16 protein-coding genes are annotated in these 25,905 nt (G+C 73.2%); 13 read left to right on the top strand and 3 right to left on the bottom strand.

Annotation, left to right across the window (positions count from 1 at the left end; translation table 11 throughout):
• Positions 1 to 200: 200 nt before the first annotated feature.
• A complete protein-coding gene (locus tag K8612_RS01415; RefSeq protein WP_223761008.1) occupies positions 201 to 1,127 on the bottom strand; it encodes a bifunctional riboflavin kinase/FAD synthetase in 927 nt (308 codons plus the stop codon).
• Positions 1,128 to 1,206: 79 nt separating this feature from the next.
• Between K8612_RS01415 and K8612_RS01410 the strand changes: the two genes are divergently transcribed.
• From K8612_RS01410 to K8612_RS01380, 7 genes are all read left to right on the top strand, one after another.
• Positions 1,207 to 1,827 carry a tRNA (guanosine(46)-N(7))-methyltransferase TrmB gene (locus K8612_RS01410; protein WP_223761007.1) on the top strand — a complete coding sequence of 207 codons (621 nt, stop codon included), beginning with the start codon at positions 1,207 to 1,209 and terminating at the stop codon, positions 1,825 to 1,827.
• Between the two features lie 175 nt (positions 1,828 to 2,002).
• On the top strand, positions 2,003 to 3,046 hold the full coding sequence (locus tag K8612_RS01405; RefSeq protein ID WP_223740013.1) for a diguanylate cyclase: 1,044 nt from the start codon (positions 2,003 to 2,005) through the stop codon (positions 3,044 to 3,046).
• 50 nt (positions 3,047 to 3,096) lie between these two features.
• Complete coding sequence (locus tag K8612_RS01400) at positions 3,097 to 3,510, top strand: hypothetical protein (RefSeq protein ID WP_223740014.1); 414 nt, start codon at positions 3,097 to 3,099, stop codon at positions 3,508 to 3,510.
• Between the two features lie 67 nt (positions 3,511 to 3,577).
• Positions 3,578 to 4,861 carry a hypothetical protein gene (locus K8612_RS01395; protein WP_304503954.1) on the top strand — a complete coding sequence of 428 codons (1,284 nt, stop codon included), beginning with the start codon at positions 3,578 to 3,580 and terminating at the stop codon, positions 4,859 to 4,861.
• Positions 4,862 to 4,948: 87 nt separating this feature from the next.
• Positions 4,949 to 5,371 (top strand): cupredoxin domain-containing protein, encoded by a 423-nt coding sequence (locus K8612_RS01390; RefSeq protein ID WP_223761006.1) that lies wholly within the window; start codon positions 4,949 to 4,951, stop codon positions 5,369 to 5,371.
• 30 nt (positions 5,372 to 5,401) lie between these two features.
• Positions 5,402 to 5,842, top strand: a complete 441-nt coding sequence (locus tag K8612_RS01385; RefSeq protein ID WP_223761005.1) for a copper transporter — start codon at positions 5,402 to 5,404, stop codon at positions 5,840 to 5,842.
• A 56-nt stretch (positions 5,843 to 5,898) separates the two neighbouring features.
• Positions 5,899 to 8,829, top strand: coding sequence for a helicase C-terminal domain-containing protein (locus tag K8612_RS01380; protein ID WP_223761004.1), 2,931 nt, complete (start codon positions 5,899 to 5,901; stop codon positions 8,827 to 8,829).
• Between the two features lie 10 nt (positions 8,830 to 8,839).
• Here K8612_RS01380 and K8612_RS01375 read toward each other — a convergent pair whose 3' ends face one another.
• Positions 8,840 to 9,577, bottom strand: a complete 738-nt coding sequence (locus K8612_RS01375) for a signal protein (protein ID WP_223740021.1) — start codon at positions 9,575 to 9,577, stop codon at positions 8,840 to 8,842.
• On the bottom strand, positions 9,574 to 10,323 hold the full coding sequence (locus K8612_RS01370; protein ID WP_223740022.1) for a HEAT repeat domain-containing protein: 750 nt from the start codon (positions 10,321 to 10,323) through the stop codon (positions 9,574 to 9,576). The genes K8612_RS01375 and K8612_RS01370 overlap by 4 nt, the downstream gene beginning before the upstream one ends.
• 170 nt (positions 10,324 to 10,493) lie before the next feature.
• Between K8612_RS01370 and K8612_RS01365 the strand changes: the two genes are divergently transcribed.
• The 6 genes from K8612_RS01365 to K8612_RS01340 all read left to right on the top strand — a co-directional run bounded on the left by K8612_RS01365 (position 10,494) and on the right by K8612_RS01340 (position 25,905).
• A complete protein-coding gene (locus tag K8612_RS01365; protein WP_223761003.1) occupies positions 10,494 to 12,260 on the top strand; it encodes a protease pro-enzyme activation domain-containing protein in 1,767 nt (588 codons plus the stop codon).
• A gap of 107 nt (positions 12,261 to 12,367) precedes the next feature.
• Entirely contained in the window at positions 12,368 to 13,642 is a 1,275-nt protein-coding gene (locus K8612_RS01360; protein ID WP_223761002.1) for a hypothetical protein, read from the top strand.
• A 220-nt stretch (positions 13,643 to 13,862) separates the two neighbouring features.
• Positions 13,863 to 17,048 carry a poly-gamma-glutamate biosynthesis protein PgsC/CapC gene (locus K8612_RS01355; protein ID WP_223761001.1) on the top strand — a complete coding sequence of 1,062 codons (3,186 nt, stop codon included), beginning with the start codon at positions 13,863 to 13,865 and terminating at the stop codon, positions 17,046 to 17,048.
• Positions 17,045 to 19,672 (top strand): hypothetical protein, encoded by a 2,628-nt coding sequence (locus K8612_RS01350; protein WP_223761000.1) that lies wholly within the window; start codon positions 17,045 to 17,047, stop codon positions 19,670 to 19,672. Before K8612_RS01355 ends, K8612_RS01350 begins: the two co-directional genes overlap by 4 nt.
• Positions 19,673 to 19,707: 35 nt before the next feature.
• On the top strand, positions 19,708 to 20,724 hold the full coding sequence (locus K8612_RS01345; RefSeq protein WP_223760999.1) for a hypothetical protein: 1,017 nt from the start codon (positions 19,708 to 19,710) through the stop codon (positions 20,722 to 20,724).
• 6 nt (positions 20,725 to 20,730) lie between these two features.
• A complete protein-coding gene (locus K8612_RS01340) occupies positions 20,731 to 25,905 on the top strand; it encodes a hypothetical protein (RefSeq protein WP_223760998.1) in 5,175 nt (1,724 codons plus the stop codon).

Here is a 25,905-nt window from a genome sequence, read left to right as displayed (position 1 = left end):
TGAGGAGGGAACAGCCAGGGTCCCGGCTGTCGGCGGGACCCGCGGGGGGAAATGAGCCCGTGCGTCAGGGGCCTGAAGCCCTGGCACGGATCCTCCCGGATTAGAGGAAACCGATGCGCGGCCTGTCAAGGCGCCCTGGCGTGCTCCCTTGCTGTCCGGCGCCCGCTTCCGGGAGGGCGCGCCCCTCGGCTCTGGAACCCCTACCCGTCGCCGCGGGCCACCACGGTGCGGGCGGCCTCCACGTCGCGTTTGATTTGACCCACCAACTCGGCGGCGGAGCCGAAGCGCTGCTCGGGCCGCAGCCGCTCCAGGAACTGCACCCGCAGCTCCTTGCCATAGAGGTCGCCGGTGAAGTCCAGCAGGTGCGCCTCGATGGTGACCTCCGTGCCACCGAAGGTGGGCTTCACGCCGATGTTGGCCGCCCCCGGCCGCCAGGGCCCATCCGCCTCCGCGAGGAGCCGCACGCGGATGGCGTACACGCCGGGCGCGGGCCGCAGCTCGTTCTGCGTGTCCACGTTGGCGGTGGGGAAGCCGATGGTGCGCCCCCGGCCCGCGCCGGACACCACCGTGCCATCCAGGTCGAACGGGCGGCCGAGCAGGCGTCTGGCCGCGCCCACCCTGCCCTCCAGGATGTACTCGCGGATCCGCGACGAGGACGCGACGACGCCGTCCACGTTCACCGGCTGCACGACGTGCACCTGGGCGCCCCGCTTCGCCGCGGCGTCGCGCAGGGTGGCGACGGTGCCGGCGCGCTGGGCGCCGTAGGTGTAGTCGCTGCCCACGACGACGTGGCCCACGCCCAGCGTGTCGAAGAGGGCGGCCTCGAAGTCCTGCGGCGTGGAGCGCGCGTAGTCGCGGGTGAAGGACTGCACCACCACGTGGGACAGGCCGCACGCGGCGAGCAGCTCCAGCTTGCGCGGCAGGAGCGTGATCAGCTTGGGCGCCAGGTCCGGCTGGAGCACCTTGCCCGGGTGGGGCTGGAAGGTGAGCGCGTTCGCGGGGGCGTGGCGAAGCGCTTCCGCGAAGAGGGCCTGGTGGCCCACGTGCACGCCGTCGAAGTTGCCCAGCGCGAGGGCCTGCCCCTGAAGCTGGCGGCCCGCCTCGGACACGGACTGGAAGACCTTCATGGCCCTTCCCTATACCACCCCGCGCGCTTTTGCCCTGGCCAACCCACGCGGCTCCATGGTTAGAGGCCCCGTCCCCGCCATGCGCCCTGCCCTGCTCCCTGATCCGGTCGGCCTCAAGTTCGTCCCCCTGGAAGCGCCCCCGGACTGGGACGCGGAGTTCGGCTTCACGGGGCCGCTGGAGCTGGAGATCGGCTCCGGGGCGGGCGGTCACGCGCTGGAGTACTGCCGCCGAAACCCCGGCGTGCGCTTCGTGGCCTTCGAGTGGCGCAAGAAGTACGCGCGCGACACGCAGGCGCGCGCGGAGAAGGCGGGCATGAAGAACCTGCGCGTCATCGAATCCGACGCGCGCTTCGTGGTGCCGCGCATCTTCGCCCCCGCGTCCCTGGACGTCATCCACCTGCAGTTCCCCGACCCGTGGTGGAAGCGCTCGCACGCCAAGCGGGCCGTCGTGCAGCCCGAGTTCGCGAAGGTGATGCTGGGGCTGCTCAAGCCCGGCGGCCGCTTCGACATGCGCACCGACGTGCAGGACCGCGCGGTGGCCATGCTGGAAATCCTGGAGGCGGCGGGCTTCCACAACCCGCTGGGCGCCGGGGTGTTCCACCCGTACGACCCGGAGGAGGTGCCCTCCACCCGCGAGCGGCGCTACCTGGCGTCCGGGGAACCCGTGTACCGCGCACGCCTGGTGAAACCCGCGCCCTAGCCCGTCTGGCGCGTGTCAGGCCCTGGACGCCCGGCGTCCTCCGGGCCCGCGGGTGCCCGGCAGGGCCCTTGGCAGCGCCCCCCACCCGGAGGAGAATCCACCCACGGGGTTCCCGCCCCGGGGAACACTCGTGACGTTGGGCCACGACCGCAGCCTGTTGGGGGGTGGGCGCCTCATGCCGGAAGCCGAAAGGAAACGGATGCCGGAGGGCGTGCGCAGGAACGGCCCCGCCAACGACTTCGCCGGGCGCACCGTGCTCATCGTGGACGATGATCCGGCGCAGATCCGCCACGTGCGCGAGGGCCTGTCCCCGCACGGCTACGTCTTCAAGGAAGCGCTGGACGGAGCGCAGGCGCTGTCCGCCATCCGCGCGGGCCGGCCGGACCTCATCGTGATGGACGTGGAGATGCCGGGCCTGGGCGGAGTGGAGGTGTGCCGCATCGTCAAGGCGAACGCGGGCGAGGGCGGCTTCGGCTTCATCCCCGTCATCCTGATGACGGCCCGGCAGGCGGCGGGCAAGGTGGAGGGGCTGGAGCTGGGCGCGGACGACTACCTGGTGAAGCCCTTCGACATGCTGGAGCTGGGCGCGCGCGTGAAGTCCATGCTGCGGCTCAAGGCGTTGCAGGACGCGCTTTTGGAGAAGAACCGCGAGCTGGAGTGGGCCAACCGCGAGCTGGACCGCCGCCGGCAGGAGCTGCTCGCGCTCAGCCGCACGGACGCGCTCACGGGCCTGTTCAACCGGCGCTACTTCGAGGAGCGGCTGAGCGAGGAGTTCATGCGCTCGCGCCGCTACCGCTCCCCCCTGTCGCTGGTGATGCTGGACATCGACCACTTCAAGCGCATCAACGACACTTTCGGCCACCCCTTCGGGGACGAGGTGCTGCGCGCGGTGGCGCACACGGCGCGCGCGACGCTGCGGGAGGTGGACCTGCTGGCCCGCTACGGCGGCGAGGAGTTCATCGCCCTGCTGCCGGAGGCGGCCCCCCAGGACGCGCTCCGGGCGTGCGAGCGGGTGCGCGAGGCGATTGAGCGGCTGGAGCTGACGTGGACGGGACCGGACGGCATGTCGCAGGAGGTGAAGCTGACCGCGTCGCTGGGCGTGGCGACGGTGCCCGCGGACGACCTGCCGGGCACGGAGGCGCTGCTGCGCGCGGCGGACGCGAGCCTCTATTCCGCCAAGGGGACGGGCCGCAACCGCGTCCACCAGCACGCGGCGTGACGCACCTCCCGCTTCCCCACGGCGACGGTTTGACCTAAATCGGAGGCCCCATGCGCCCGCTCGCGATGACGACCTGGCTGCTGTTCGCCCTCCTCTCCCTGGGCGGCTGCAGCCGGCTGCAGCCGGACACCCCCGTGGGGGCCTACCAGACGTTCCACCGGCACGTGCAGCGCGGAGAGCTGCCCAAGGCGTACGCCGGGCTGTCACAACAGACCCAGCAGGTCCTGAAGACGCGGGCTCAGCAGGTGAGCGACGCCTCTGGGGGAATGGTGAAGCCGGAGCCGCTCGCGCTGTTCTTCGCGAATGTCCCGGTGCCGCCGGATGTTCAGGAGGTTTCGCTGCTCCGGCAGGAGGGCGACGTGGCGACCTTGGCGGTGCGCTCGGCGGGAAGGTCGGGCGAGGTCCGGATGGTGAGGGAACCGTCCGGGTGGAAGGTGGACTTTTCAGCATCCCCCCAGCCGTGAGCCCGGGCATGCCCGGGCTCCGCGCATCAGGTAACGTACAACCGTGAACGACAGGAAGACACGGCGGGTGCTCCCCGCAGTCGAAGTCATCCGCAGGCCGGGCTCCACGCCCGGCGGCCCGGTGACTCCGTCCTCGACTGCCCCCACCCCCTCCCCCACGCCGAGGCCCACGCCCCGGCCCACGCCGGTGGCGCCCTCCGCCCCGGTGGTCCCCCCCAGCGCGGAGGGCGCTCCGCGCGCGACGCCGGCCCCCCGCCCCACCCCGGGCGTGGCGCCCGCGCCCCGCCCGAGCGGCCTCTCCCCCACGCCCCGGCCGTCCACGCCCGTGGCGCCGTCCGCGCCCCCGCCCCGTCCGGCGGCAGGCCCGGCGGGTCCGGCGGGCGCGGTGACGACGGCCTCCGCGCCGCCGCCCCGGCCCTCGGGTCCGACGGCGCCGGGCTTCACGCCGGGGGCCGCCTCACGTCCGCCGCCCCGGGGTCCGGGGATGGGTGGACCGCCGCGCGCGGGCGGGCCTCCGGGCCGCTTCGCGCCGCGCCCCAGCACGCCGCGTCCGCCGCCCACGCCGGAGCAGATCCTGGCGCTGGCCACGCGCGAGCACGTGCCGGCGCGCATCGCCAAGGGTGAGCTGGAAGGGAAGATGAAGGCGCGCATCTGGCGCAAGCTGCACGCCGAGGAGGCGAAGCGCTTCGACCAGGTCTACGAGCTGATGGGCCAGACGCCGGGCCTGTCGCTGGGAGACGCGTTCGGCATCCTGCAGAGCGGCCTCACCGTGCAGGAGTTCATGGCGCGCAAGGAGCGCAGCCAGCGCAAGGCGGCCATCAAGCAGGCGCGCGGCCAGGTGGACAACGCGCTCGTCGCGGACTTCCTGGGCGCCTTCATCGAGCAGAAGACCGAGCTGTCCGTGGTGCTGGCGGAGCGGTCGCTCCTGGACACGCTGCTGGCGGAGGAGGCCATCGCCTTCACCTTCGAGCGCACGGGCCGGCTGGAGAAGCTCCAGGTGGTGCTCATCGCGCGCAGGGGTGACTGGGAGCGGCTGATGCCGAACCTGGAGCGCGACGCGAAGCTCACGCAGAAGCCGGCGCAGGTGGCGCGGCAGCCGGACAAGCGCCCCTACTCGGACCCCCGGCCGTTCCTGCCGCACATCGGGCAGACGGTGAAGCTGGTGCTGCGCAACGGCATCACGGTGGAGGCGCCGCTGCTCCGCGTGGGCCGCTTCGACGTGCTGCTGGGAGAGCCCGGGCACGAGCTGTTCATCCCGCTGCACGCGCTCCTGCGCTTCGAGGCGCCCCCCGCCCCCGCCGAGGATGCTTCCGGCGACGCGGCGGATTCCAAGCCCGACGCCGAGGGCTGAAAGCGGCTCGCGGCGCCGTTATGTCCGGGCGGCCCTGCCTTCAGTGGCGGGCCGCCCGTGTCCTTCCTCCCCCAGGAGACCCCGTCCATGCGCCCCTTCTTCTCCCGCATCATCAAGCCCTGGCTCGCGCTCACCGCGGCGGCGGTCCTCGCGGGGGCGTCACAGCAGGCGTGCTCCAAGGAGTCCTCCACGAAGGAGCCGGGCGCGCCCGCCGCGCAGGAGGTGGGACGGCGGGAGAACGGCGTGCACGTGGTGGAGCTGGCCGTCACGGAGAAGGGCTATGAGCCCTCGCCGGTGCAGCTCAAGAAGGGCGAGCCGGTGAAGCTGGTGGTGACGCGCAAGACGGACCTGACGTGCGCCACCGAGCTGGTGATGGACGAGTACAAGATCGACACCAAGCTGCCGCTGAACACGCCGGTGGAGATCGCCTTCACGCCCAACCAGTCCGGGACGCTGAAGTACGGCTGCGCGATGGGAAAGATGATCGCGGGCACGTTCGTGGTGGACTGAAGGCCCCACCCGCCTTCCGGAGCCCCCCGCATGCGCCCGTCCTCGTTCCGCGTCCTCGTGCTCACCGTGGCGGCGGTCCTCGCGGGGGTGACGCAGCCCGCGTGCTCGAAGGAGCCCCCCGCCGCGAAGGCGCCGGGAGCGGACGAGCACGAGGCACGCCACGGCTACATGGCCATCCAGGACGAGGGGCACGTGGTGAACGGGACGCTGATGCTGGAGGTGTCCGTCACGGAGAAGGGCTTCGAGCCCTCCTCGCTCGTCCTGCTCCGCAAGGACAGGCCGGTGACGCTGCTGGTGACGCGCAGGACGGAGGCGACGTGCGCCACCTCGCTGGTGATGGCGGATTACGGCATCGACGTGAAGCTGCCGCTGAACACGCTGGTGGAGATTGCCTTCACGCCCCGTCGCTCCGGGATGCTCCATTACGGGTGCCCGACGGGTGAGGCCACCGGCCGCTTCTTCGTGCAGTAGCGCCTCCGCCCGTTAACTGGCGATGTCCGCCCGGGCGGGTAGGCTCACGCGCCTGCATGGGCAGCTCGGAGCTCTTCACCCGGCACGTCTTCCTGGACCTCGAAACGACGGGGCTCGACCCCCGCGTGGACGAGGTCATCGAGGTGGGCTGCCTCTTCTTCGAGCACGGCCGGGAGGTGGACCGCTTCTCCCAGTTGTATTCGGCCTCGCGCCCGCTGAACCTCACCATCCGCCGGCTCACCGGCCTCTCCGACGCGCAGCTCGCCGGGCAGCCCCGCTTCGACGCGGAGCGGGCCCTGCTGCGCGAGCGGCTCAAGGGCTGGACGGTGGTGGCGCACAACGCCCCGTTCGAGAAGGGCTTCCTGCCGGACGTGCTCGGCGGCGTGCCGGTGCTCGACTCGTGCGAGCTCATGCACTACCTGCACCCGGAGCTGCCCAGCCACTCGCTGGAGTCGCTGATGCGGTGGGCGAAGCTGGGCTCGCAGCAGCCGCACCGGGCGCTCCATGACTGCGTGGCGGTGCACGCGGTGCTGGTGCACGCGCTGGACGGCTGCGTGCGGGACGGGCGCGCGGAGGACGTGGCGGACCTGCTGGCCACGATGGACCCCCGGGCCCGCGCGGCGCTGGGGCCCACGCCGCTCCTGGAGGCCCTGTCGGAAGAGGATGCGCGCGACCTGGCGATGGACGCGGAGGCGCGCCCGCTCCTGGAACTGCTCTCGCGGCTGTGGGAGGCGTGCCGGGCCACGCCTGCGCCGCTGAACCTGGAGACGACGGGCGGCTTCCTGCGCGCGCGGCCGGAGCGCAAGCGCGCGAATGGCGGCAGGCCGCCCCCGGAGCCCGAGCTGGACGCGACGCCGCTGCCGGTGCGGCCGGAAGAAGTGGCCCAGGTGCTGGGGCCCGGTGGCGCGCTGGAGCGGGGCGGCGGGTTCCTGTCCCGGCCCGCGCAGTTGGAGATGGCGCAGGCGGTGGCGCGCACGCTGTCGGACGGCGGGCAGGTGGCGGTGGAGGCCGGCACGGGCACGGGCAAGTCGCTGGCGTACCTCACGCCCGCGGCGCTGTTCGCCGCGCGCAACGGGCTGAAGGTGGGCGTGGCGCCGCACACGAAGACGCTCCAGGACCAGTTGCTGGAGAAGGACCTGCCCCGCCTGCACCAGGCCACGGGGGGCGCGTTCGGCTACGCGCTCCTCAAGGGCCAGACGAACTACCTGTGCCGCCGCCGCGCGCTGGAGGCCACGCGCGTGGAGCCGGGGATGAACCACACGGCGCGGGCGCCCCGGGCGTACGTGCGCGCGTACCTGCGCCGCAGCGTGGACGGGGACCTGGACCGGCTGAGCCACTGGTTCCGCGAGCGCTTCCCGGGAATGCACGGGCTGGTGCCGGCGGTGCGCTCCGAGGCGGCGACGACGCTGGGCGAGCGGTGCCCGCATCACCACAAGTGCTTCTACCACTCGGCGGTGGCGCAGGCGCGCGAGGCGGACGTGCTGGTCATCAACCAGTCGCTCGCGTTCGCGTGGCCCGCGCGCTACGGGCGCCTGGACCACCTGGTGCTGGACGAGGCGCACGAGCTGGAGGACGTGGCCACCACCGCGCTCACGGTGGAGCTGTCCGACCTGGCCTTCCTGCGCCTCACGGAGCGGCTGCACGGACGCGACGGGCGCCGGGGCCTCTTCGCGGAGCTGCGCCGCGCGCTCGCGGCCACGCGCCGGGATGAGTCCCGCGTGCTGATGTCCGAGGTGGACGACGCCCTGCGCACGCTGCTCCAGGAGGCGCGCGTGCTGGGCGAGCAGGTGACGGCCCTGTGCGAGCCCGCGGCGGCGATGCCCGGCGAGGACGCGGACGACGCGGCCTACGCGCCGGAGCTGCGGGTGACGGACGCGGTGCGCGCCCTGCCCGCCTGGGAGCCCGTGCGCGAGGGGCTGGTGGCGGTGCGCACGGCGCTGCAGCGGGTGCACACGCTCTTGTCGGTGCGCGTCCTGGCGGCGCTGCCGGAGCTGGCGGTGAAGCAGCCCTCGCTGGAGCGGGAGCTGGCCGGCGCCACCACGGAGCTGGGTGAGCTGTCCGTGCTCGCGGGCGAGCTGGCCGGAGAGCCGGACGCGAAGCGCTGCTACGCGGCGCGGGCGGAGCCTCGCAAGCAGCGCTGGAGCGTGGGCGCGCAGCCGGTGGACGTGTCCGAGTCCGTGGCGAAGGACTTCGCCGCGAACAAGCGCGCGCTGGTGATGGCGTCCGCCACGCTGGGCACCGGGGACGGCGTGCCCTTCGTGCTGAAGCGGCTGGGGCTCAGGCCGCCCATCCTGCGCGCACCGTCTCCGTTCCACCTGGGACAGCAGGCGCTGGTGGTGCTGGTGACGGACGCGCCGCGCGCGCACGAGGAGCCGTTCATCGACTGGGCCTCCGGGCGCATCTCCGGCCTGGCGCAGGTGATGGGCGGCCGGGTGCTGGGCCTGTTCGCCTCCACGCGGCGGCTGGAGCGCGTGTCGCGCGAGGTGCAGGCGCGGCTGGAGCCGCACGGCATCGAGGTGCTGCGCCAGTCGCGCGGACACGGCCGCTCGCTGGCGGCGCGGCAGGAGCGCGACACGGGCACGGTGCTGCTGGGCACCAAGAGCTTCTGGCAGGGCGTGGACATCCCCGGGCGCGGCGTGGGGTGTGTCTTCATCGACAAGCTGCCGCTGGAGCCGGCGTCACGGCCGCTGGTGGCCGCGCGCGAGGAGCCGCTGGCGAAGGCGGGCAACGAGTACCTGGGCTTCCTCCAGTACCGGCTGCCGCGAGCGCTGCTGCTCCTGCGCCAGGGCGTCGGGCGGCTCATCCGCTCCACCACGGACCGGGGCATCGTCGTGGTGGCGGACCCCGGACACGCCAGCTACCGGCCGCTGCTGCTCCAGGCGCTCGCGGGCTACCGAGTCGTCGCGCTGCCGTGGGCGCAGGCGCGGCTGCTCTTGCACTCGGAGCTGCTCCAGATGGGGCTCACCGCGGACACCGCGCGGGTGTGAGCCCCCTTCCCTACCGCGCCAGCCGCTCGCGGTAGCGCGCTTCCAAGGCGGACAGCTCATCCACCCAGGCGCCGTTCGCGCTGCCCGTCCTCGCCTGCGCCAGGACCTCCGCCAGCACGCGCGCGTCCTCCTCCTGCTGCGCGCGCAGCCGCTGGGTCATGTCCCTCGCGGCCTCGAAGACGTCCTGCAGCTCGTCGCCTTCGCGCAGGCCGTGCTGCGGCGGGTGCAGGCGCCCTTCGGCCACCTCGCGCATCATCCGCTTGATGCGGAAGAGGGGACCCGCCATCCGGTGCGTCACCACGATGGTCGCCAGCGCCACCACCACGATGAACGTCACCAGGCAGCCGCCCAGCACCCACCACGTCAGGTGCTGGTGACGCTCCAGCTCCGCGCGCTGCGCGACGATGGCCGCGCGCTCCGCCTCGTACTTGGCGTCGATGGCCTGCGCCTGCTCGCGGAACTGCTTCTCGAACGCCGGGTCGTTCATGTGGGCCATCAGCTCGTTGGAGAGCGTGGCCCCGGACAATTCGCGGCTCACCTCCGCCGCGGCCGAGCGCGCGTCCACCGCCGTCGCCGTCTCGTGCATCAGCGAGTTCGCCGCGCGCACCAGGAAGATGCCCAGGAGCGCCGCCATCACCAGCGACACACCGACGATGTACGCGGTGAGCTTCAACTGGAAGGGCGCGTCGAGCAGGAAGTTGCGCCAGCGGCGCTTCGTCGTCGGGGCCTGGGCCGTGGTCGTCGTCATGTCTCGCTGCTCCAGTCGAAGGTCGCGGCGGCTTCCTCGATGGCTCGGGGGATCAGGGCCTTCAACAGGTCCGCGGGCGGAGCCCCCGCGGCGTTCACTTCCACCTGTCCCATCAGGGACTGCTCCGGGTACGTCATGCACAACAGTGCCAGACGCAGGCCTCCACTGTCCGTCTTCTGGATCTCCGCCGTGATGCGGTAGCCGTGCACGCCCAGCTTCTTGAGCGCGCCCTTCGCCGCCGCCTTCGACTCCTTCTCCGGCGCCATCTGCGCGCCCCGGCGCACCAGCTTGGAGCGAAGCCGCGCCTCCGTCACCTTCACCAGGTCCGCGGGCACGGTGCCCGTCTTGTCCTTCAGCGCGTCCAGCGACAGGTAGAAGCGCGGCCGGCGCGCCTGGTACGCCTTGATGGCCTTGATGGACTCCGCCACCGCCGCCTGCACCGTGGCGTCCGCCTCCCCCTGCACCGCCTGGAGGCAGTCGAGTCCCTTCGGCTCCAGCAGCGCGCCCAGCCCCTTGGCCACCGCCGCGCGCACCAGCTCGCTCGGGTCCTTGAGGCCGCCGCACAGCGGCGTCACCGCTTCGGGATCCTCCGTCTGGCCCAACACCAGCGCGGCTTGTGAGCGCGCACGCGGATCCCTCCCCTTCTCCAACTGACGTCCCAGGAAGGTGATGCGCGTGTCCCCCTGCGCCAGTGCGGCGCTCGGCGGCAGGAAGAAGAGGAGCAGGAGTGCTGTCGGCAGCCGCATGGGATGGGCAAAGAAGTGCCAACAGTGTAGCCGCGATTTACCTGTCCACGACAGTTGCCTCTCAGGGCAATCGCGCCCACCTTCGTTGCGCACAAGGGCGGACGTCCTCCCGGGGGAGGACGGCTGGGGTGCGGCGGACCCGAGGCGGGTCACCGCGGGCTGGGGGAGCGATGAAGCGCGGAGTCATCCTGACGGGTGTTCTTCTGCTGGCGGGGTGGTTGAGCGGCTGCCGGGACTCGGACCGCCTCACGTCGGTGGGCAAGCCGCGACCTCCCGGGCCGACGCCGGTGGAGTCCACGCCCACCCTTCCCGACTCCGAGAACTCACAGCCCCCTCCCGGCCGGCCACCGCCGGAGCCGGAGGGGGTGGACCCGCCGCCGCCCGACCCGGAGGCGGAGGTGCTGGACCCCACGCCCATCCCGACGACGGACGGCGTCCCGGGCCCCCTGCCGGGCGTCTACACGGACAAGGGCGAGGCGCCGGTGACGGACCTCATCCGCGGGCTCGTGTCCTTCCCCATCCGCGACCCGGCCGCGCTCGAGGAGCGCATCGCGGACATCTACAAGCCGGGCGGCTCCCGCTTCCGCCAGTACATGACGCCCGCCGAGTGGATGGCGAAGCACGCCCCGCTGGATAAGGACGTCACCGTCGTCACGGACTGGCTGAAGTCCGAGGGCATGCAGGTGCCCTACGTCGCCACCAACCGGCTGCTGGTGCAGTTCGTGGGGACGGTGGCCCAGTTCAACAAGGCGTTCGGCGTGACGCTGCGCGTGCTGGAGCGCAAGTCGCCCCAGGGCGGGAATGATCCGCACGACGTCTACGGCCTCGTGGAGAGCGTCAAGGCCCCCACCTTCGTGCAGCAGCGCATCCACGCCGTCGTGGCGCTGGACCTGCCGGCGGAGACGGGCACGCTGCCCGGCGAGTTCGGCCAGCCGTCCACGGAGCCGCCGAATCCCGTCAGCCGGGGCCTCACGCCCCAGCAGGTGGCGCGCGCGTACAACGTGGACTCGCTCTATGAGCAGGGCCACCAGGGCCAGGGCATGAAGCTGGGCGTGGTGATTGGCGCCAGCTTCCGTTGGAAGGACGTGCGCGCCTTCTGGAAGATGTGGGGCATCGAGCGCGAGGACCCCAAGGTCATCCAGACCATGGAGCCGCCCGTCACGCGCTACCGCGAGGGCACGCTGGACGTGGAGTGGGCCGCGGCGATGGCGCCCAAGGCGGAGGTGCTCGTCTACATGGGCCCGGACGCGCGCAACACGTCCATGCTCTACACGTACAACGAAGCGATTGGCCGGGGCGAGGTGAGCGTCATCACCACGTCCTTCGCCCACCGCGAGGACTCCGAGCCCAAGGCGGTGCACGAGGCCTACAGCCACGCCAGCACCATGGCCGCCGCGCTGGGCATCACCGTCGCCGCGGCCAGCGGCGACTCCGCGGGCGTGGACGTGCCGGGCAACAGCCCCTACGTCACCGCCGTGGGCGGCACGCAGTTGAAGATGAGCGGCATGACGGTGACGGGCGAGACGGCCTGGTACTACTCAGGCTCCGGCATCACCCGCACCTTCGCGACGCCGGAGTGGCAGAAGGGCCTCTTCCCGATGCCCGCCAAGCGCGCGGTGGTGGACGTCGCGCTGAACGCGGACACCGGCTTCTGGTACACGTGGCTGGGCGTCACCACGCCCAACACCGGCACGTCGTTCTCCTCGCCCATCTTCGCGGGGATCATGACGGTGGTGAACGGCGCGCGCGCGGACGCGCAGAAGCCCCGGGTGGGCTGGCTCAACTCGCAGCTCTACACGCTGCCCGAAGTGCAGAAGACGTTCCGCGACATCACCGTGGGCGTCACCGACCGGCAGTACGAAGCCGGGCCGGGCTGGGACATCCCCACCGGCTGGGGCGCCCCCGACGCGGAGGGCCTGCTGCGGACCCTGCCCTGAGCCGGCAGGGACATAGGGCGGACGGGCAACCGGGCCCCGCTCCGGCTGTCATCCCGGATTGACGGGATGCGAATGCATGCGCAGGGCGTGCTGTTCGGGACAGGACCATGTCCCTGCCCCCCCTGCGCGCAGCCCTGTCCTGCCTCCTGCTCCTCGCAGCCGCTTGCGGCAATGCCGTCGCTGGACCGAGCGACGCCGTGGCGGAGAGCCCCTCCACGTCCGCTCCGGGGACCGTCATCCACACTCCGGCCGAGCCCGTGGAGGACGTGGGCCAGGGGCCCGCCACGCCGGCGCCCACCGACACGCAGACGTCCGTGGAGACGCCCACGGCCGAGGCGCCCACGACCGGGACGCCGGTCGTCAGCGCGCCTGCCCCCACGGCGAGCGTGTGCTCGCCGCTCAGCGCGCTGTCCAGCCTGACGGGCAACCTGACGACGTGGCTCCTGACGGCGCCCATCGCCGCGGCCAACAGCGGCGGCTTCAAGGAGCCGGGCGGCACGGAGCTCGCCGCGTTCGAGGGCGCGTTCCGCACGCTGCTGACCGAGGGCCCCACGCCGCGGGTGGTGCAGGACCTGGCGGGGATGGGCTACGGCGTGTCCACCTTCCGCAACGACACGGGCGGCGGGTGGCTGGTGGTGCGTGAGCAGGGGCTGCTGTCGCGTGGCGGCGGCACCTTCATCATCAACCTGTTCCCCGCGCGCGACCTGTGGCTGGAGGCGCCGCACGCGGACTCTGATGAGGGCACGCTGCGTCAGACGGCCACGCAGTTGGTGACGCTGGGCGCGCGCGCGCTGCTGGTTACGGGCAGCAACCGCTGCGCCGTCACCACCGCCAGCCCGTGCAGCGGCACCACCAGCGTGTGCGGCACGAAGGGCCTGCGCATCTCCGACGTCGCGCACTACGGCAACAACTTCTTCACCGCCGCGCACCGCGCGCTGCGCGACACGTACCCGGACGCCATCGCCGCCAGCATCCACGGCATGGACGCGGGCACCGGCCCCGAGGCCGCCGTGGTGAGCGACGGCACCGGCGCGCTGCGTCCGGGCGCGCTCTCCAACCGCCTGCGCGACGCGCTCAACACCCACCTCACGGGCACCAAGAAGGCCTTCTCCTGCAACGCGGCGGATGACGCGGGCAAGCACCGCACGCTGTGCGGCACCAGCAACGTGCAGGGCCGCATCGACAATGGCGCCGCGGACGCCTGCTACACGGAGGCCGCCGCCGCCACGGACCGCTTCATCCACCTGGAGCAGTCCGCCACGCTGCGCGGCACCGGCGCGTCGTCCCGGGCCGTCATGCAGGCGCTCGCGGACACCGTGCCCTGCACGCTCGGCGGCTCCGGCCTGGGCTGTCAGGCCGTGGCCGCGCTGGACTGCCCGTGAAGTGTCAGGCGGCGGACGTCCTCACCTGGCGTGCCAGACGGCTGCGCGTCGCGTGAAACAGGCGGGCTGATCCGTCCGCGGGTCCGCTCCCAGTGTCCGGGGCTGGGCATTCAGTGACACTGGAGGCCCGAACTTTCGGTTTGGCAGCGGACGCTTCTCATCCGCCGAGAGGGGCAACCCTGGTCGGGTCCGGAGCCCTCCCTAGATTCGAGCGGCCACCATGGCGCTCCTTTCGACCCTGACACTGTTTCCGGCCTACTCCCTCGACACCTCCATCCTGGTGGCGGTGCTCGTGGGCGTGCTCATCCTGGCGCTCCTGACGGAGACGCTCGGGTGGGTCTTCGTGGGTCTCGTGGTCCCCGGTTACCTGGCCTCGGTGTTCGTCATCCACCCGGAGGCGGGTTGCACCGTCGTCGCCGAGTCACTGCTCACGTACGGTCTGGCGCTCGCGTTCTCCAGCGGACTGTCCCGCACGGGGGCCTGGAGCGAGTTCTTCGGCCGCGACCGCTTCTTCGCGGTGGTGCTCGCCAGCGTGGTGGTGCGCGCGGTCAGCGAGACGTGGCTGTTGCCCGTGCTGGGGCACTGGATGGACGAGCGGTGGGGCACGTCCTTCATCGTCGACCGCAGCCTGCACAGCATCGGCCTGGTGCTGGTGCCGCTCACCGCGAACGCCTTCTGGAAGCTGAAGCTGCGCCGCGGCCTGTGGCAGGTGGCGGCGCCGGTGGCGCTCACCTACGTCATCCTCCGCTTCGTGCTGCTGCCCGGCACCAACCTGTCCTTCTCCAGCCTGGAGCTGATGTACGAGGACGTGGCGCAGGACTTCCTGTCCAGCCCCAAGGCCTACATCATCCTGCTGACGACGGCGTTCCTCGCCGCGCGCTTCAACCTCAAGTACGGCTGGGACTTCAACGGCATCCTCGTGCCCGCGCTGCTGGCGCTCACGTGGCTGGAGCCACTGAAGCTCGTAGCCACCCTGGCGGAGGTGCTGCTGCTGGTCGTGGCCGCGAAGGCGGTGCTGTCCGTGCCGGGGCTGCGCACGCTCAACCTGGAGGGGCCGCGCAAGACGGTGCTCGTCTTCTGCCTGGGCTTCCTCGTGAAGTGGTGCATCGGCTGGGCCATGGGCGCCCGCGTTCCAGGCCTCAAGGTCACGGACCTGTTCGGCTTCGGCTACCTGGTGCCCACGCTGCTGGCGGTGAAGATGCTGCAGAAGCAGGTGATTGCCCGCGTGCTGCTGCCCACGCTGCACACGTCGCTGGCGGGCTTCCTCATCGGCAGCCTCGCGGGCTTCGGGCTGTCGCTCATCGAGCCGCGGCCGGCCACCGCGCTCACCGCGGAGGCGCCGCGCGAGCACGTGCCCGGGCTGGGGCTGGACCAGTCTCCGCTGGGCCTGATGGTGATGGGCCGCGCCACCGCGCGTGAGAGCGACGTGGGCGGGCAGTCGCTGCGGCTGAAGCACGGCGACCTGCGCGAGTACAGCGGGCTGTGGAACGGGCTGGATGCGTGGCTGGAGTCGGGCCGCGCGGAGAGCCTGAGCGCGCTGCGCACGAAGGCGGTGGCGCTGGGGCTGGAGCTGCGCGAGTTGCCGAAGCAGGACGGCGTGCCCGCGCGCTTCGCGCTGGTGGAGCGCGTGGAGGGCGCGGGCAAGGCGGGCTGGGACACGTCGCTGCTCATCCCCGGCGCGCAGGGGCCGGTGCTAGAGGTGCCGCGTCCCCTGACGGAGGCGCCGAGCGCCGAGGCCGCCGCGCTCTTGTGCGAGCGCGTGAGCTGCCGCGCCATCATCGTGAGCGGCGTGGATTCCCACCGCGCGGGCCTGGTGCTAGGCGACGCGCTGGCGCAGTCGGAGACGCCGCTGCGCCACGCGCACGACGCGCTGTCCTCGCGGGAGCGGGTGCAGTTGCGCGTGGACCCGTCGCTGAAGCCGGGCCAGGTGGTGCTGCACACGCCGGACGGCAAGGCGCCTCGGGGGCTGGACCTGCTGTGGCCGGGCGCGACGGTGACCGCTCAACCTCCGCCGGAGCCCGGCGGCAACTGGGGCGAGTCGCGGGTGAGCGTGCTGCGCGCGGGCGCCTTCGACCTGGCCTCGCTGGTGCTGGAGCACGCCCAGGCGCTGGCCGCGCCGATGACGGAGCGCGACGCGCTGGGCACGCTGATGGTGGCGCCGGAGGTCGCTCGCGTGCCGGCGGTGCGCCCGTCGGACGCGGAGCTGCTGGTGCTGGAGCAGCAGGTGGCCTCGCCGCTGTTGGGCGGCGGGACGGCGGACGTGCCCAAGGCGCTGCGCGCGCGCTGGGCCGGGGCCATGGCGGCGCTGATGGGCCTGCGGGTGCACCCGGTGACGGAGTGCGCGGGCGCGACCGGGTGCTGGTGGGTGACGGACGCGGAGGGCACGCCGGGCCGGCTGGGCGCGGGGCTGATGGTGCGTCCGGGCGGCTCGCCGCTCGCGCTGGAGGTGCCGTCACCGGCGCGCGAGGCGGGCACGCTGCAGGTGGCCTCGGAGCTGTGGCACGAGTCGCGCGCCACCGCGCTGGTGTTCGCCACCGCGTCCGGCGACCTGCCCCACCCCGCCACCTTCGGGGAGCTGCGCACGAGCTTCCAGGCGTTCCACCAGGCGGTGCACCGCGCGCTGCCGAAGGAGCAGGGCTGGGTGCTGCACCTGCGCGGCTTCTCCGGCAGGCCGTCCGTGGAGGCGGACGTGCTGGTGGACGTGGGCAGCCCGGTGCTCACCGAGGCGCAGCGGCCCGCGGACCTGGAGCGGCTGTTGTCCCAGGAGGGCCCGCTGGGCTGGCTGGGGCAGCGCGTGCGCTACCACGACGGCTCTCCGGAGCTGACGGGCCTCAACGACGCGAGCCCGCAGCAGGTCTTCTCCCGCACCTTCGGCGGGGCGCGGCTGGCCACGCTGTGGCTGTCCGAGCCGCTGCGCGGCGCCTTCGTGGGCCCCCGGCTGGCGGCGGAGGAGCTGGCCCTCACGGGCCTGTTGCCCGAGGAGCCTCGCGAGTCTCCCGAGCGCGCGCTGCTGGGGGACCGGCTGGTGGCGCCGACACAGCCGGTGTCCGCCGCGCTGAAGGAGCACTTCGCGGAGCTGACCGCGAGCGCGGAGCGCTACGTCGCGCAGCAGAACGTGCATGACCTCCGCGCGCTGGCGCAGACGAAGCGCGTGGGCAACGTGACGCGTCAGGTGAAGTCCGGCTTCAGCGCTGAATACGGCCTGCCCTTCCTCCTGGTGGAAGCGCGGCAGGGCAAGCAGGTGCTGCGCGCCGTCTATTTCCTTCAGCAGCACCCGTCGCCGGCGAAGCGCGCGGAGCTGACCGCGGGTGACGCGGAGCTCGCGAGCACGGTGGACCTGGCGCTGCGGCACCGCCGTCCGGTGGTGCTGACCGGGGAAGTCTCCCGCGAAGAGGCCCGTCGATGAAGACCCGCAGCCGCGCCCTCGTGGCGCTCCTTGGACTGATGGTGGGCCTGGCCCTCATCTGGGGCGCGAGCCTCGCCGTGCTGGGCAACACCGACACGCCCACCGCGCGGCGCGACGCGAAGTTCGTCAACGCCGAGCGCCTCATCTTCTACCGCCTGGAGCCGGGCCGGGAGATGCGCGTGCGCGTCCCCGCGGAGGCCGAGGAGCTGCTCATCGTCACGCACGAGCTGCTCCCGGACGGCACTCCCTACGCGCCGGAGAAGCAGTACCAGTACGGACTCAAGGCCATCCTGCGCGGGCCGGACGGCGTCCTGCTGGAGCGCTCCATCTTCACGCGCACGCGCCAGAGCAAGGGCCAGCCGCAGGAGGACGGCACGTTCCTGCAGGAGAGCGCCTTCACCACGCACGCGGACCAGCAGGTGACGGACGAGCGCGAGTTCGTGCTGCGCCTGCCCAAGGAGCGCCCGGAGTACTCCGTGCTGTACCTGCGGGCCGCGGGCGCGAACGACACGCTGCTGGCGCGCGTCTACGTCCGCGCGCACCGGACGCTGCCGCTGCTCGCGTCGCAGAAGCTGGCCCAGGCCCGCGCGGAGGTGCGCGCCGGGCGCGCCACCTTCGAGCCCTTCGAGAAGCTCTCCTCCGACACGCGCCGCTGGCTCGCGGAGGAGCACTGGGAGCGCCTCAACGCGGAGGGTGAGGCAGGCACGGACTACCAGATTGAGCCCGTCTACCGCACCGCCTACCGGCTGCCGCTGGTGGAGGCCACCGAGTCCGTGCAGGAGCGCCTGGGTGCGGGCCGCGCCGTGGCCCTCAACGTCACCGGGCCCGCGAAGCCGGTGCTGTGGCTGTGGAGCGACGCGACGGACGCGAAGGCGCAGCCGCACGGCCCCGTGACGGTGCGGACCCTCTCCGCGGACGGCACCGCCCACACGATGGAGCTGCCGGGCCCCGTGGCGGGTTCGCCCATGTCGCATCCGCTGGAGCTGCCGGAGGGCGTGCACACGGTGATGGTGCGCAACGACGGCCAGGAGGACCTGCGCTACACGGTGGAGGGCCCCTTCGAGTCGTGGCTGCTGCCCGCCGAGTCGCGTCCCCAGGCGGGCGTCGCGTCGGAGGGCCGCGTGGCCTTCCTGCCGGACACGCGCCGCACGGAGGCGTTCGCCACCGGCCCGGCGTGCCCGGTGCTGGAGCTGGACATCGACCCGCGCATGGACGCGGTGGGGCGGCTGGTGCGCATCGACGCGCGCTCGCTGGACCGCGCGCCCTCGCGCGAGCCGCTCAACCTGCGCCTCACGGTGCTGGATGCGCAGGGCCAGTCCCTGGGACAGGCCTCGCTGGACGCGACGCCGGAGCCCGCGCCGTTCGAGAGCGCGGCCCTGGTGCCGCTGCCGGGCGGCGCCCTGCCCTGCACGCCCGTGGCGGCGGCGGACCCGGACGCTGGCTCGGGAGAGGTCACGGACCTGCCGGCGTGGGTGTCAGGCGCGGCGAGCGCCCGGGTGTTCCTGCCGATGGGGGCGCGCAAGCTGCGCGTGGAGGCGCCGCGCACGACCATCGTGCAGCTCTACAGCTTCCTGTCCAGCGGTCAGCCCATCGCGGCGTCCGCGCCGTACACGAACGACGCGCTCACCGGCGTGCGGTGGCGCAACGCGCCCGTGGACCAGCGCGCGTGGCACCCGATGCGCCCCGCGAACCTGAACGCGCTGATGCAGGGCGGCGCGCGGATGGAGCTGCTCAGCCAGGTGCGCCTGGAGCCCGTGGGCCCCCGGGAGGAGACGCCTCCGCCGTCGGGTGACGCGGTGGTGGTGCGGCCGTATGGCTCGCCGTCGGTGGTGGAGGTACTGGAGTCCGGGCCGGAGGACACGGTGGACCGGGTGAAGGCGCTGTCCACGGTGCTGGAGCCGGGCCGCGCGGTGCGGGCGCGCTTCGACGCGCGCACGCCCACCCGTCCGGAGGTGCGCCTGTCGTTGAAGGACGCGGCGGCGCTGGGAAACGAGGTGGAGGTGCTGCTCGATGGCGAGCCGCTGCACCGCTTCACCGTGCGCTCCACGCGGGCGCGGGAGCTGCTGCCCCCGCTGCCGCCGGGTGAGCATGAGGTGCTGCTGCGCTCCACGGCGCCGGGGCTGACGGCGCTGCTCAACCGGCCTCCCGCGGCGGGCAGCGGCCTGCGCTCGCGCACGGTGTATCCGGTGGGCCAGGGAGGGCTGCGCGTGCCGGTGCGCAAGACGGGCCCCGGCGCCGTCACCCTCAACGTGGTCGTCTACACGCCGGTGGCGGAGGGCGCGACCGAGCCCCAGTTGTCCGTGACGGTGGATGGCGGCAACCCGGTGCGCCGAGCCAGCGTGCTGGTGCCGCACGTCACGCGCGCCGAGCGCACGGTGGTGCTGCCGGCCTCCCAGCGCGAGCCGGCCATGCCGGTGGGCCGCCCGGGCGTGAAGTGGTACGCGCGCACGGTGCCGGTGACGCTGGGCGAGGACATCGCGCCGGGCGTGCACACGGTGCGCATCCAGGCGCTGGGCGCCGGCCCCATGTGGGCGCGGTTCTTCATGTTCGGCCAGGCGGTGGAGAACACCGCGCCGCGCATGTGGAACCGGGGCGGCTGGCAGCCGGACGAGGACATGTTGTGAGCTTCCTCGGGAAGACCGGGTCGTGGCGCCCGCTCGTGGCCGCGGGAGTCGTGTCCGTGCTGGGCGCTGGCGTGAATGCCCATGCCCAGGCGGCCATCCCCGCGAAGGGCGCCACGCGGCCCGCCCCCGAGCGCGTCCCCCAGGAGGATCCATCCGTGAACGTGCCCGAGCAGTCAGGGTGCCGCGTGGACGCGCGCTTCTCCGGGCTGTGGCCCCGCGCGGACGCCGTGACGTTCCACCCCACCACGCTGGAGGAGCGGACGGCGTTCGCGAAGCTCATCCCCGCGTTGCTGGCCGCCGCGCCGGAGCGGAAGGACGTGCCGCCGGAGCTGACGAACGTGGCCGCGTCCGTGGGCTTCTTCCTGGAGACGTGGACCACGCCGCGCGACACCTTCTGGGTCTTGCGGGAGCGGCCGGACGGCTACCACGGCGCGGGCGCGTATGTGATTCGCACGGGCGAAGCCACGAACGACGTGGTGCAGGTGCCCCACCCCTACTTCGACATCGGCACGGAGGACATCGGCTCCAGCCTCTTCTCCTGCCCGCCGGAGGGCCGCGCGCCGCGCCTGTTCATGACCGCCACCGCGCACCGCTACAAGGGCACGCCCGGTGAGACGCCCGAGGACCCAGAGCACCCCGCGGACGTCGCGCACAACCCGGAGCACCTCTTCCAGAGCGTGACGGACCTGGCCGCGCGGCAGCTCGTCTCGCCGCGCGTGGTGCAACTGCACGGCTTCGGCGAGTCCAAGGTCCAGAAGGGCCGCACGGAGAAGCTGGCCGCGGTGATCAGCGACGGGACGCGCAGGCCCGGGACGTGGGCCCGGAAGGTGGCCGCACCGCTGGAGGAGGCGCTCGGCCCTGGAGTGAAGCTGTTCCCGACCGGGGTGCAGGTGCTCGGCGGGACGCAGAACGCGCAGGCGCGTCTGCTCCAGGCCTACCCGCAAGCCCGCTTCCTGCACCTGGAAATGTCATCCCGTACGCGCAAAGCGCTGGTGACCCCGGCGCGTCTGGCCCTGCTGGCCCAGATTCTGTTCGCACCCTTGGAGGACTGAGCGCCGATGTTTCCTGTTCGACGCCGCGCCCGTTACACCCTGCTCGTGGGAGCGCTCGCGGCGCTGCCCGTCATCGCGCAGCCCGCCGTCTCCCAGCCGTCCGTCATCGCTCGCAGTGAGGAGGGCATGAGCTGGCAGCCGCGCGCCATCCGGGGACCGGTGGCACTGGAGGACCTCCGGGGCCACGCGCCCTATGTGCCTGGCGGCGTGCCTCAGGTGACGGGCGCGATGGAGGTGACGTCCCAGCAGGGCGCGGCCGTGTGGCTGGGCCCGCTGGACGTGGTGCGCGTCACCGGCCCCGCCGGGGCGCTGCGCTTCACGCGCGTGCCGCTGTCGGAGGGCGGCGAAGCGCCCGAACTGCGCGTGGAGGAAGAGGGCGTGTCGGAGCGTCCGGGCCGCTGGTACCTGGCGGAGCCCATGGGCGCCGGCAGCATCTGGTGGGTCACGGCGACGAAGAACGCCCGCATCGTGGTGGAGCGGCCCACGCCCACGTCCACGGCGAGCACCGAGGAGCGGATGCGGGACGCGCTCCTCCAGTGGGTGGACGGCAAGGGGCCGCGCCCGGCGCTGGCGTTCGACGCGGCCACGCGCGCGCGGCTGGACGTGGACGCGGCGCTGGAGGCGGAGTTCGTGAAGGACGAGCCCGCGTCCTCGGCCTTCCGGACCGCGGTGCGCGACTGGCGCAAGGCCTCCGCGCTGCGCGAGTGGGCGCTGGTGTCACCGCTCTACGGCCGGGCGGTGCGCGTGGAGCGCCCGCGTCCCACCGGTACGGAGGTGGTGCTGGACGGAATGGACGCGCCCTGGGTCCGCCCGGAGGGGAAGGGCTCGGTCTGGGCGATGGAGATGGAGGGCCCGGGCGTGCTGTCACTGGAGGCGCGCGCCGTGCTGGGCAACGGCTCGCCCGCCGAGGCGCCGACGGTGGAGGTGTACGGCGTGGGCGGGGTGCTCGCGCAGGCGCAGCTCACGCCGCAGCCCGCGTGGGCGGAGGCGCCCGAGGGCGCGGCGCTGCCGGACGGGCGCACCGCGCGGGTGCTCGCGTCGGGTGAGCGCGTGGGCATCGCGGAGGAGATGCGCGTGGCGCTGCCTCCGGGCAAGCACAACTACCGGGTGAGCTGGAAGGGCCCCGCGCCGCTGCTGCGTGCGCGCGTCGCCACGCGCCGGCCCACGCTGTCCGAGGCGCTGTCGCACCAGACGCACTGGACGGAGCTGGCGGAGAAGGCGTGGGAGGTGGTGAAGCAGGACCCCGCCGCCCGTCCGTCGCTGCTGCGCCAGCGGCTGGTGGCGCTGATGCCGGACCTGGCGCGCGGCACGTACGGACGCATCAAGACGGAGGGCCTGTCACCGCTGCTGACGGTGATGGCGGCCCTGGTGGACGGCGACACGGACGTGGCGGTGGAGGCGCTGAAGGGCGCGGATGCGTCGCCGCTCGCGTGGCACCTGCGGCTGCTCGCCGCGAAGAAGCTCCTGGACGCGAACAAGCCGGACGTGGCGCACGCGCTCCTGGGCACCGCGCCCGCGCTGCCGGAAGCGGGCTTCCTCACCGCCGAGGCATCGGAGCTGGTGGCCCGCCTGCCGCTGGGCGACCCGCTGCGCAGCCGCGAGCTGGCCGCGCTGGAGCTGGCGTGGCGCGCGGATCCGCTGTCGGAGGACATCCGCCGCGGCTACCGCACCGCCTGGTGGCGCGCGAGCCGCTGGTCGCAGGTGACGCCCGCGCCCCGCGACGACGGGACCGAAGTGAAGGTTTCGCACTGGCTGGACCTCCAGGGCCTGGAGGCGGATGCGTCGATGACGGGCAGCGCGCTGTGGCCGCTTGCCGCGGGCGGCACCACGCACGTGCGGGCCACGGGGCTCGCCGAGGCCCCCACCCTGCTGCGCGCCTACGTGATGACGCCGCCGGGCGCGAAGGTGAATCCGGTGCTGCGTGTGGGGAGCAACGCCTTCCCGCTGCTGCCGCTGTCGGCGGTGGAGCCGGTGGAGATTGCCCTGCCGCCGGGTGAGCACGCCCTGAAGCTGGAGGGCGTGGAGGGCACGCGCGCGTTCCTGTCGCTCGCGCCCGCGAAGGCGGAGGCGACGCCGGGCGAAGTGGGCTACGTGCGCTCGCAGTGGCCGGTGAAGGTGGAGAAGAAGGCGGTGCGCTTCCGGGTGCCGGACGCGAAGCTGCCGTCGCCGGTGCGTGTGCAACTGCGTCCGTTGAATGCCACGCCGGGAAAGCCGCTCGTGGTGCGCATGAACACGGACGTGGGCCATCCGCGCCGGCTGGTGCTGATGCCCACGGCCGCCAGCCCGCGGCACGTCGCGCTGGACGGAGCGAAGGGCACGTCATCCGCGCCGGTCTCCGCGGTGGTGACGCTGCCCGCGCAGGCGCGCGAGGTGTGGTTCGAGCCCGAGGATCCGAAGGCACAGCTCGCCGTCTCGCTGTCGGTGCGCCGCGCGGAGGTCGCCACGTCCGAGGAGCCCCCTGCCCTGCCGCAGCAGCCGCAGGCGGGCACGGCGTACGAGACGCTCCAGGCGCTCTCCCGAGCGCTGCGCACGGGGCCGGATGACGTGGAGCCGCGCCTCGCACGCGCCGAGCTGCTCTCATCTCTTCAGGAGGACGGCTTCGCCCGCGCGGACGTGGGCCGACTGCTGGACGCGCAGGCGAAGCTGACGCCGGAGCAGCAGCGGCGCCTGCTGGCGCTGATGGACCGCCTGTCTCAGGCGGCCCCGCGCACGGTGCGCTTCGCACAGGCCATCACCCAGCCCACGCTGGTGTCCCCTGCCTTCCCGGCGCTGGACACGGACAGCGCGAAGCTCACGGCCACCAGCGCCTCGGCGCGCAACGGCAGCACGGGCGCGCAGGTCAATGGTTCGCTCGCTGCAACAAGCACCTCAGCGAGCAGCGGCAGCACGGACGCGCAGGGCAATGGTTCGCTCGCCGCAGCAAGCACCTCGGCGCGTAACGGCAGCACGGACGCGCAGGGCAACACGTCGCTCGCCGCGCTCAGCGCGCAGGTTCGCGAAGGCCACACGGCCGCGGCGCTCTCCGCGGTGTCGGGAGACAAGAGCCTCGCGGGCCGCTACCTCCGGGCCCGGCTGCTGTCCGCTTCGGGTGAAGACGCGGCGGGCGCGCTGGCCATGGCGGCGCTGTACCGCGAGACGGGCCTGCCCCAGGTGGGCCTGGAAGCGCTCGGCATGCTGGAACGGCTTCAGGACTCGCCGCAGGCGTGGAAGGACGGCGGTGCTCCCCTGGGCGCGGCGCTCGCGAGCCAGCTCCAGGCCTGGGCGGATCACCCGGATGTCCGCCGCATGCGCTTCACCGCGGGCCGCTGGACCCGCTGGGAAGGCCTTCGCGACGCGGAGGAGACCGCGGGCTCGCTCGTCGCCACTTCAGAGGCCGGCACGGACGACGAGGACGTCGCCATGTCCGTGCGCAAGGCGCTGCTCGCTCCCCCGTGGAAGCTGTCGGAGGCGAAGCTGCTGCCCGCCGGTGCCTCGCGCGTGATGAGCCTGGTGGTGAAGCAGCCCCGGCCCCTGGGCGCGGAGGTCCTCTGCGGCACCACCCCGCGTCCGGGCGTGGACGCCGCCGGCACCTGCGCCTTCGCGCTCCGCGTGGACGGCCGCGTGGTGCGCGAACTCCAGGTCGCCGAGGGCGAGACCGCCATCCTGGGCACCCGCCTGGACGTCCCCGGCCGCCACCAGGTGGAAGTGGTGATGGCGCGCGCCGAAACGCAGCAGACCGGCCTGGTGCGCTTCGTGGAGTCCGAGGAGGCCACCGCCAACGCCCGCGTCGTGGCCGCCCCGCAGCCCCTCTCCCTCCTGCGCAGCCGTCCGGGCGCGCCGGTGGTGATGACCGTGCTGGGCCCCACCGCCCTGCGCGTGCGCGCCACCGCCCTCGCCCCCGCCGCGGGCCGCGAGCTGCTCCTGCGCAGCACGCCGCTGCCCGCCGGTGACGGCACCGGCGGATCCAGCGCGGAGGAAGGCCCGCTCATGCACCTGGGCCTGCCCGAGGACGCCGACCCCGGCCTCCAGGGCGCGTCCCAGCCGCTGGGCCACATGGGCGAGACGTGGCTGCTGCTGCCCTCGCGCGGCCCGCACCGCGTGAGCCTGGAGTCGCCCGCCGGTGAAGCCCTGGTGCAGGTGCAACTGGGTGTCGCCTCGGATCCGAGCGCGCTCGCGGCCCCGTCGTGGGCCCAGGGCACCACGGGCCTGGAGCCGCTGCCCTGGCCCGCGCTGCCGCCCAGCCTGTCGCTCCTGCCCGAGGGCATGCCTCCGGAAACGCGCACCGGCGGCCTGGGCATGCTGTCCGCGGAGATGGGCTACCGCAGCGAGGACGTGCAGGAAGGCGAGCTGCTCAACCGCCCGCTCCAGACGGGCCTGGAGGTCCGCCTCTCCCTGCGCCGCGAGCTGTCCCCGGGCCGCGCGTGGCTGCGCTTCACGCCCGAGGCGCGCTACCCGCTGAACCAGTCCGCCGTGTTCGGCGGCACCGTGGCCGGCTATGTGAACCAACTGCCCGGCGACCTGCGCCTGTCCCTGCAGGGCTCCGTGTTCTCGCAGACCATCGACGGCGCGATGCGCTGGAGCGCGCGGGGCCGCGTGGCGGCGGACCGCTACGTGCGCCTGTCCCCGGACGTGGGCCTCATCCCCGGCCTGGGCCTGACGCTGGAGTCCATGCAGGGCGGCAGCGCGGTGGACGCCACGCGCTACGACCAGAACGTCTACTGGCTCTACGGCAAGGACCACCCGCGGCGCCTGTCGCCCCGGCTGTCGCTGCGCTGGCAGCCCTTCCAGGACCACGTGGCCACGCTGGGCATGTCCGCTGTGAGCAACGCGAACCTCTACACCGTGGACAACGCGGGCGCCTACGCGAGCTGGGCGGCGCTCCTGGGCGGCAAGCTCCAGGGCACGCGCGTGGAGCTGGGCTACGGCGCGTCGCAGCGCTTCCAGGATGATCACCGCGCCACGGCCTACCTGCGCCACCGCGTGTCGGGCCGCGTGGACTGGAACGTGTGGATGGGCAAGAGCGGCAACCGGCTGATGCTCTTCGCCGAGGACCGCGCATTCCTCTCCGGCCCGTACGGAATGCAGAACATGTTTTCACTCGGAGCGCGGTGGGATTGGACGGGTGGACGTGGGCTCCAGGACGTCACGCCCACCGAGGAGGAGTTCGAAGAGCTGCTCGATGAACGACGTTTGCAGCCTTGA

It is taken from the genome of Corallococcus sp. AS-1-6 (assembly GCF_020037015.1).
Lineage (GTDB): Bacteria > Myxococcota > Myxococcia > Myxococcales > Myxococcaceae > Corallococcus.
The sequence above is the reverse complement of the archived record's forward strand: the minus strand, read 5'-3'. Positions and strand labels throughout refer to the sequence as shown.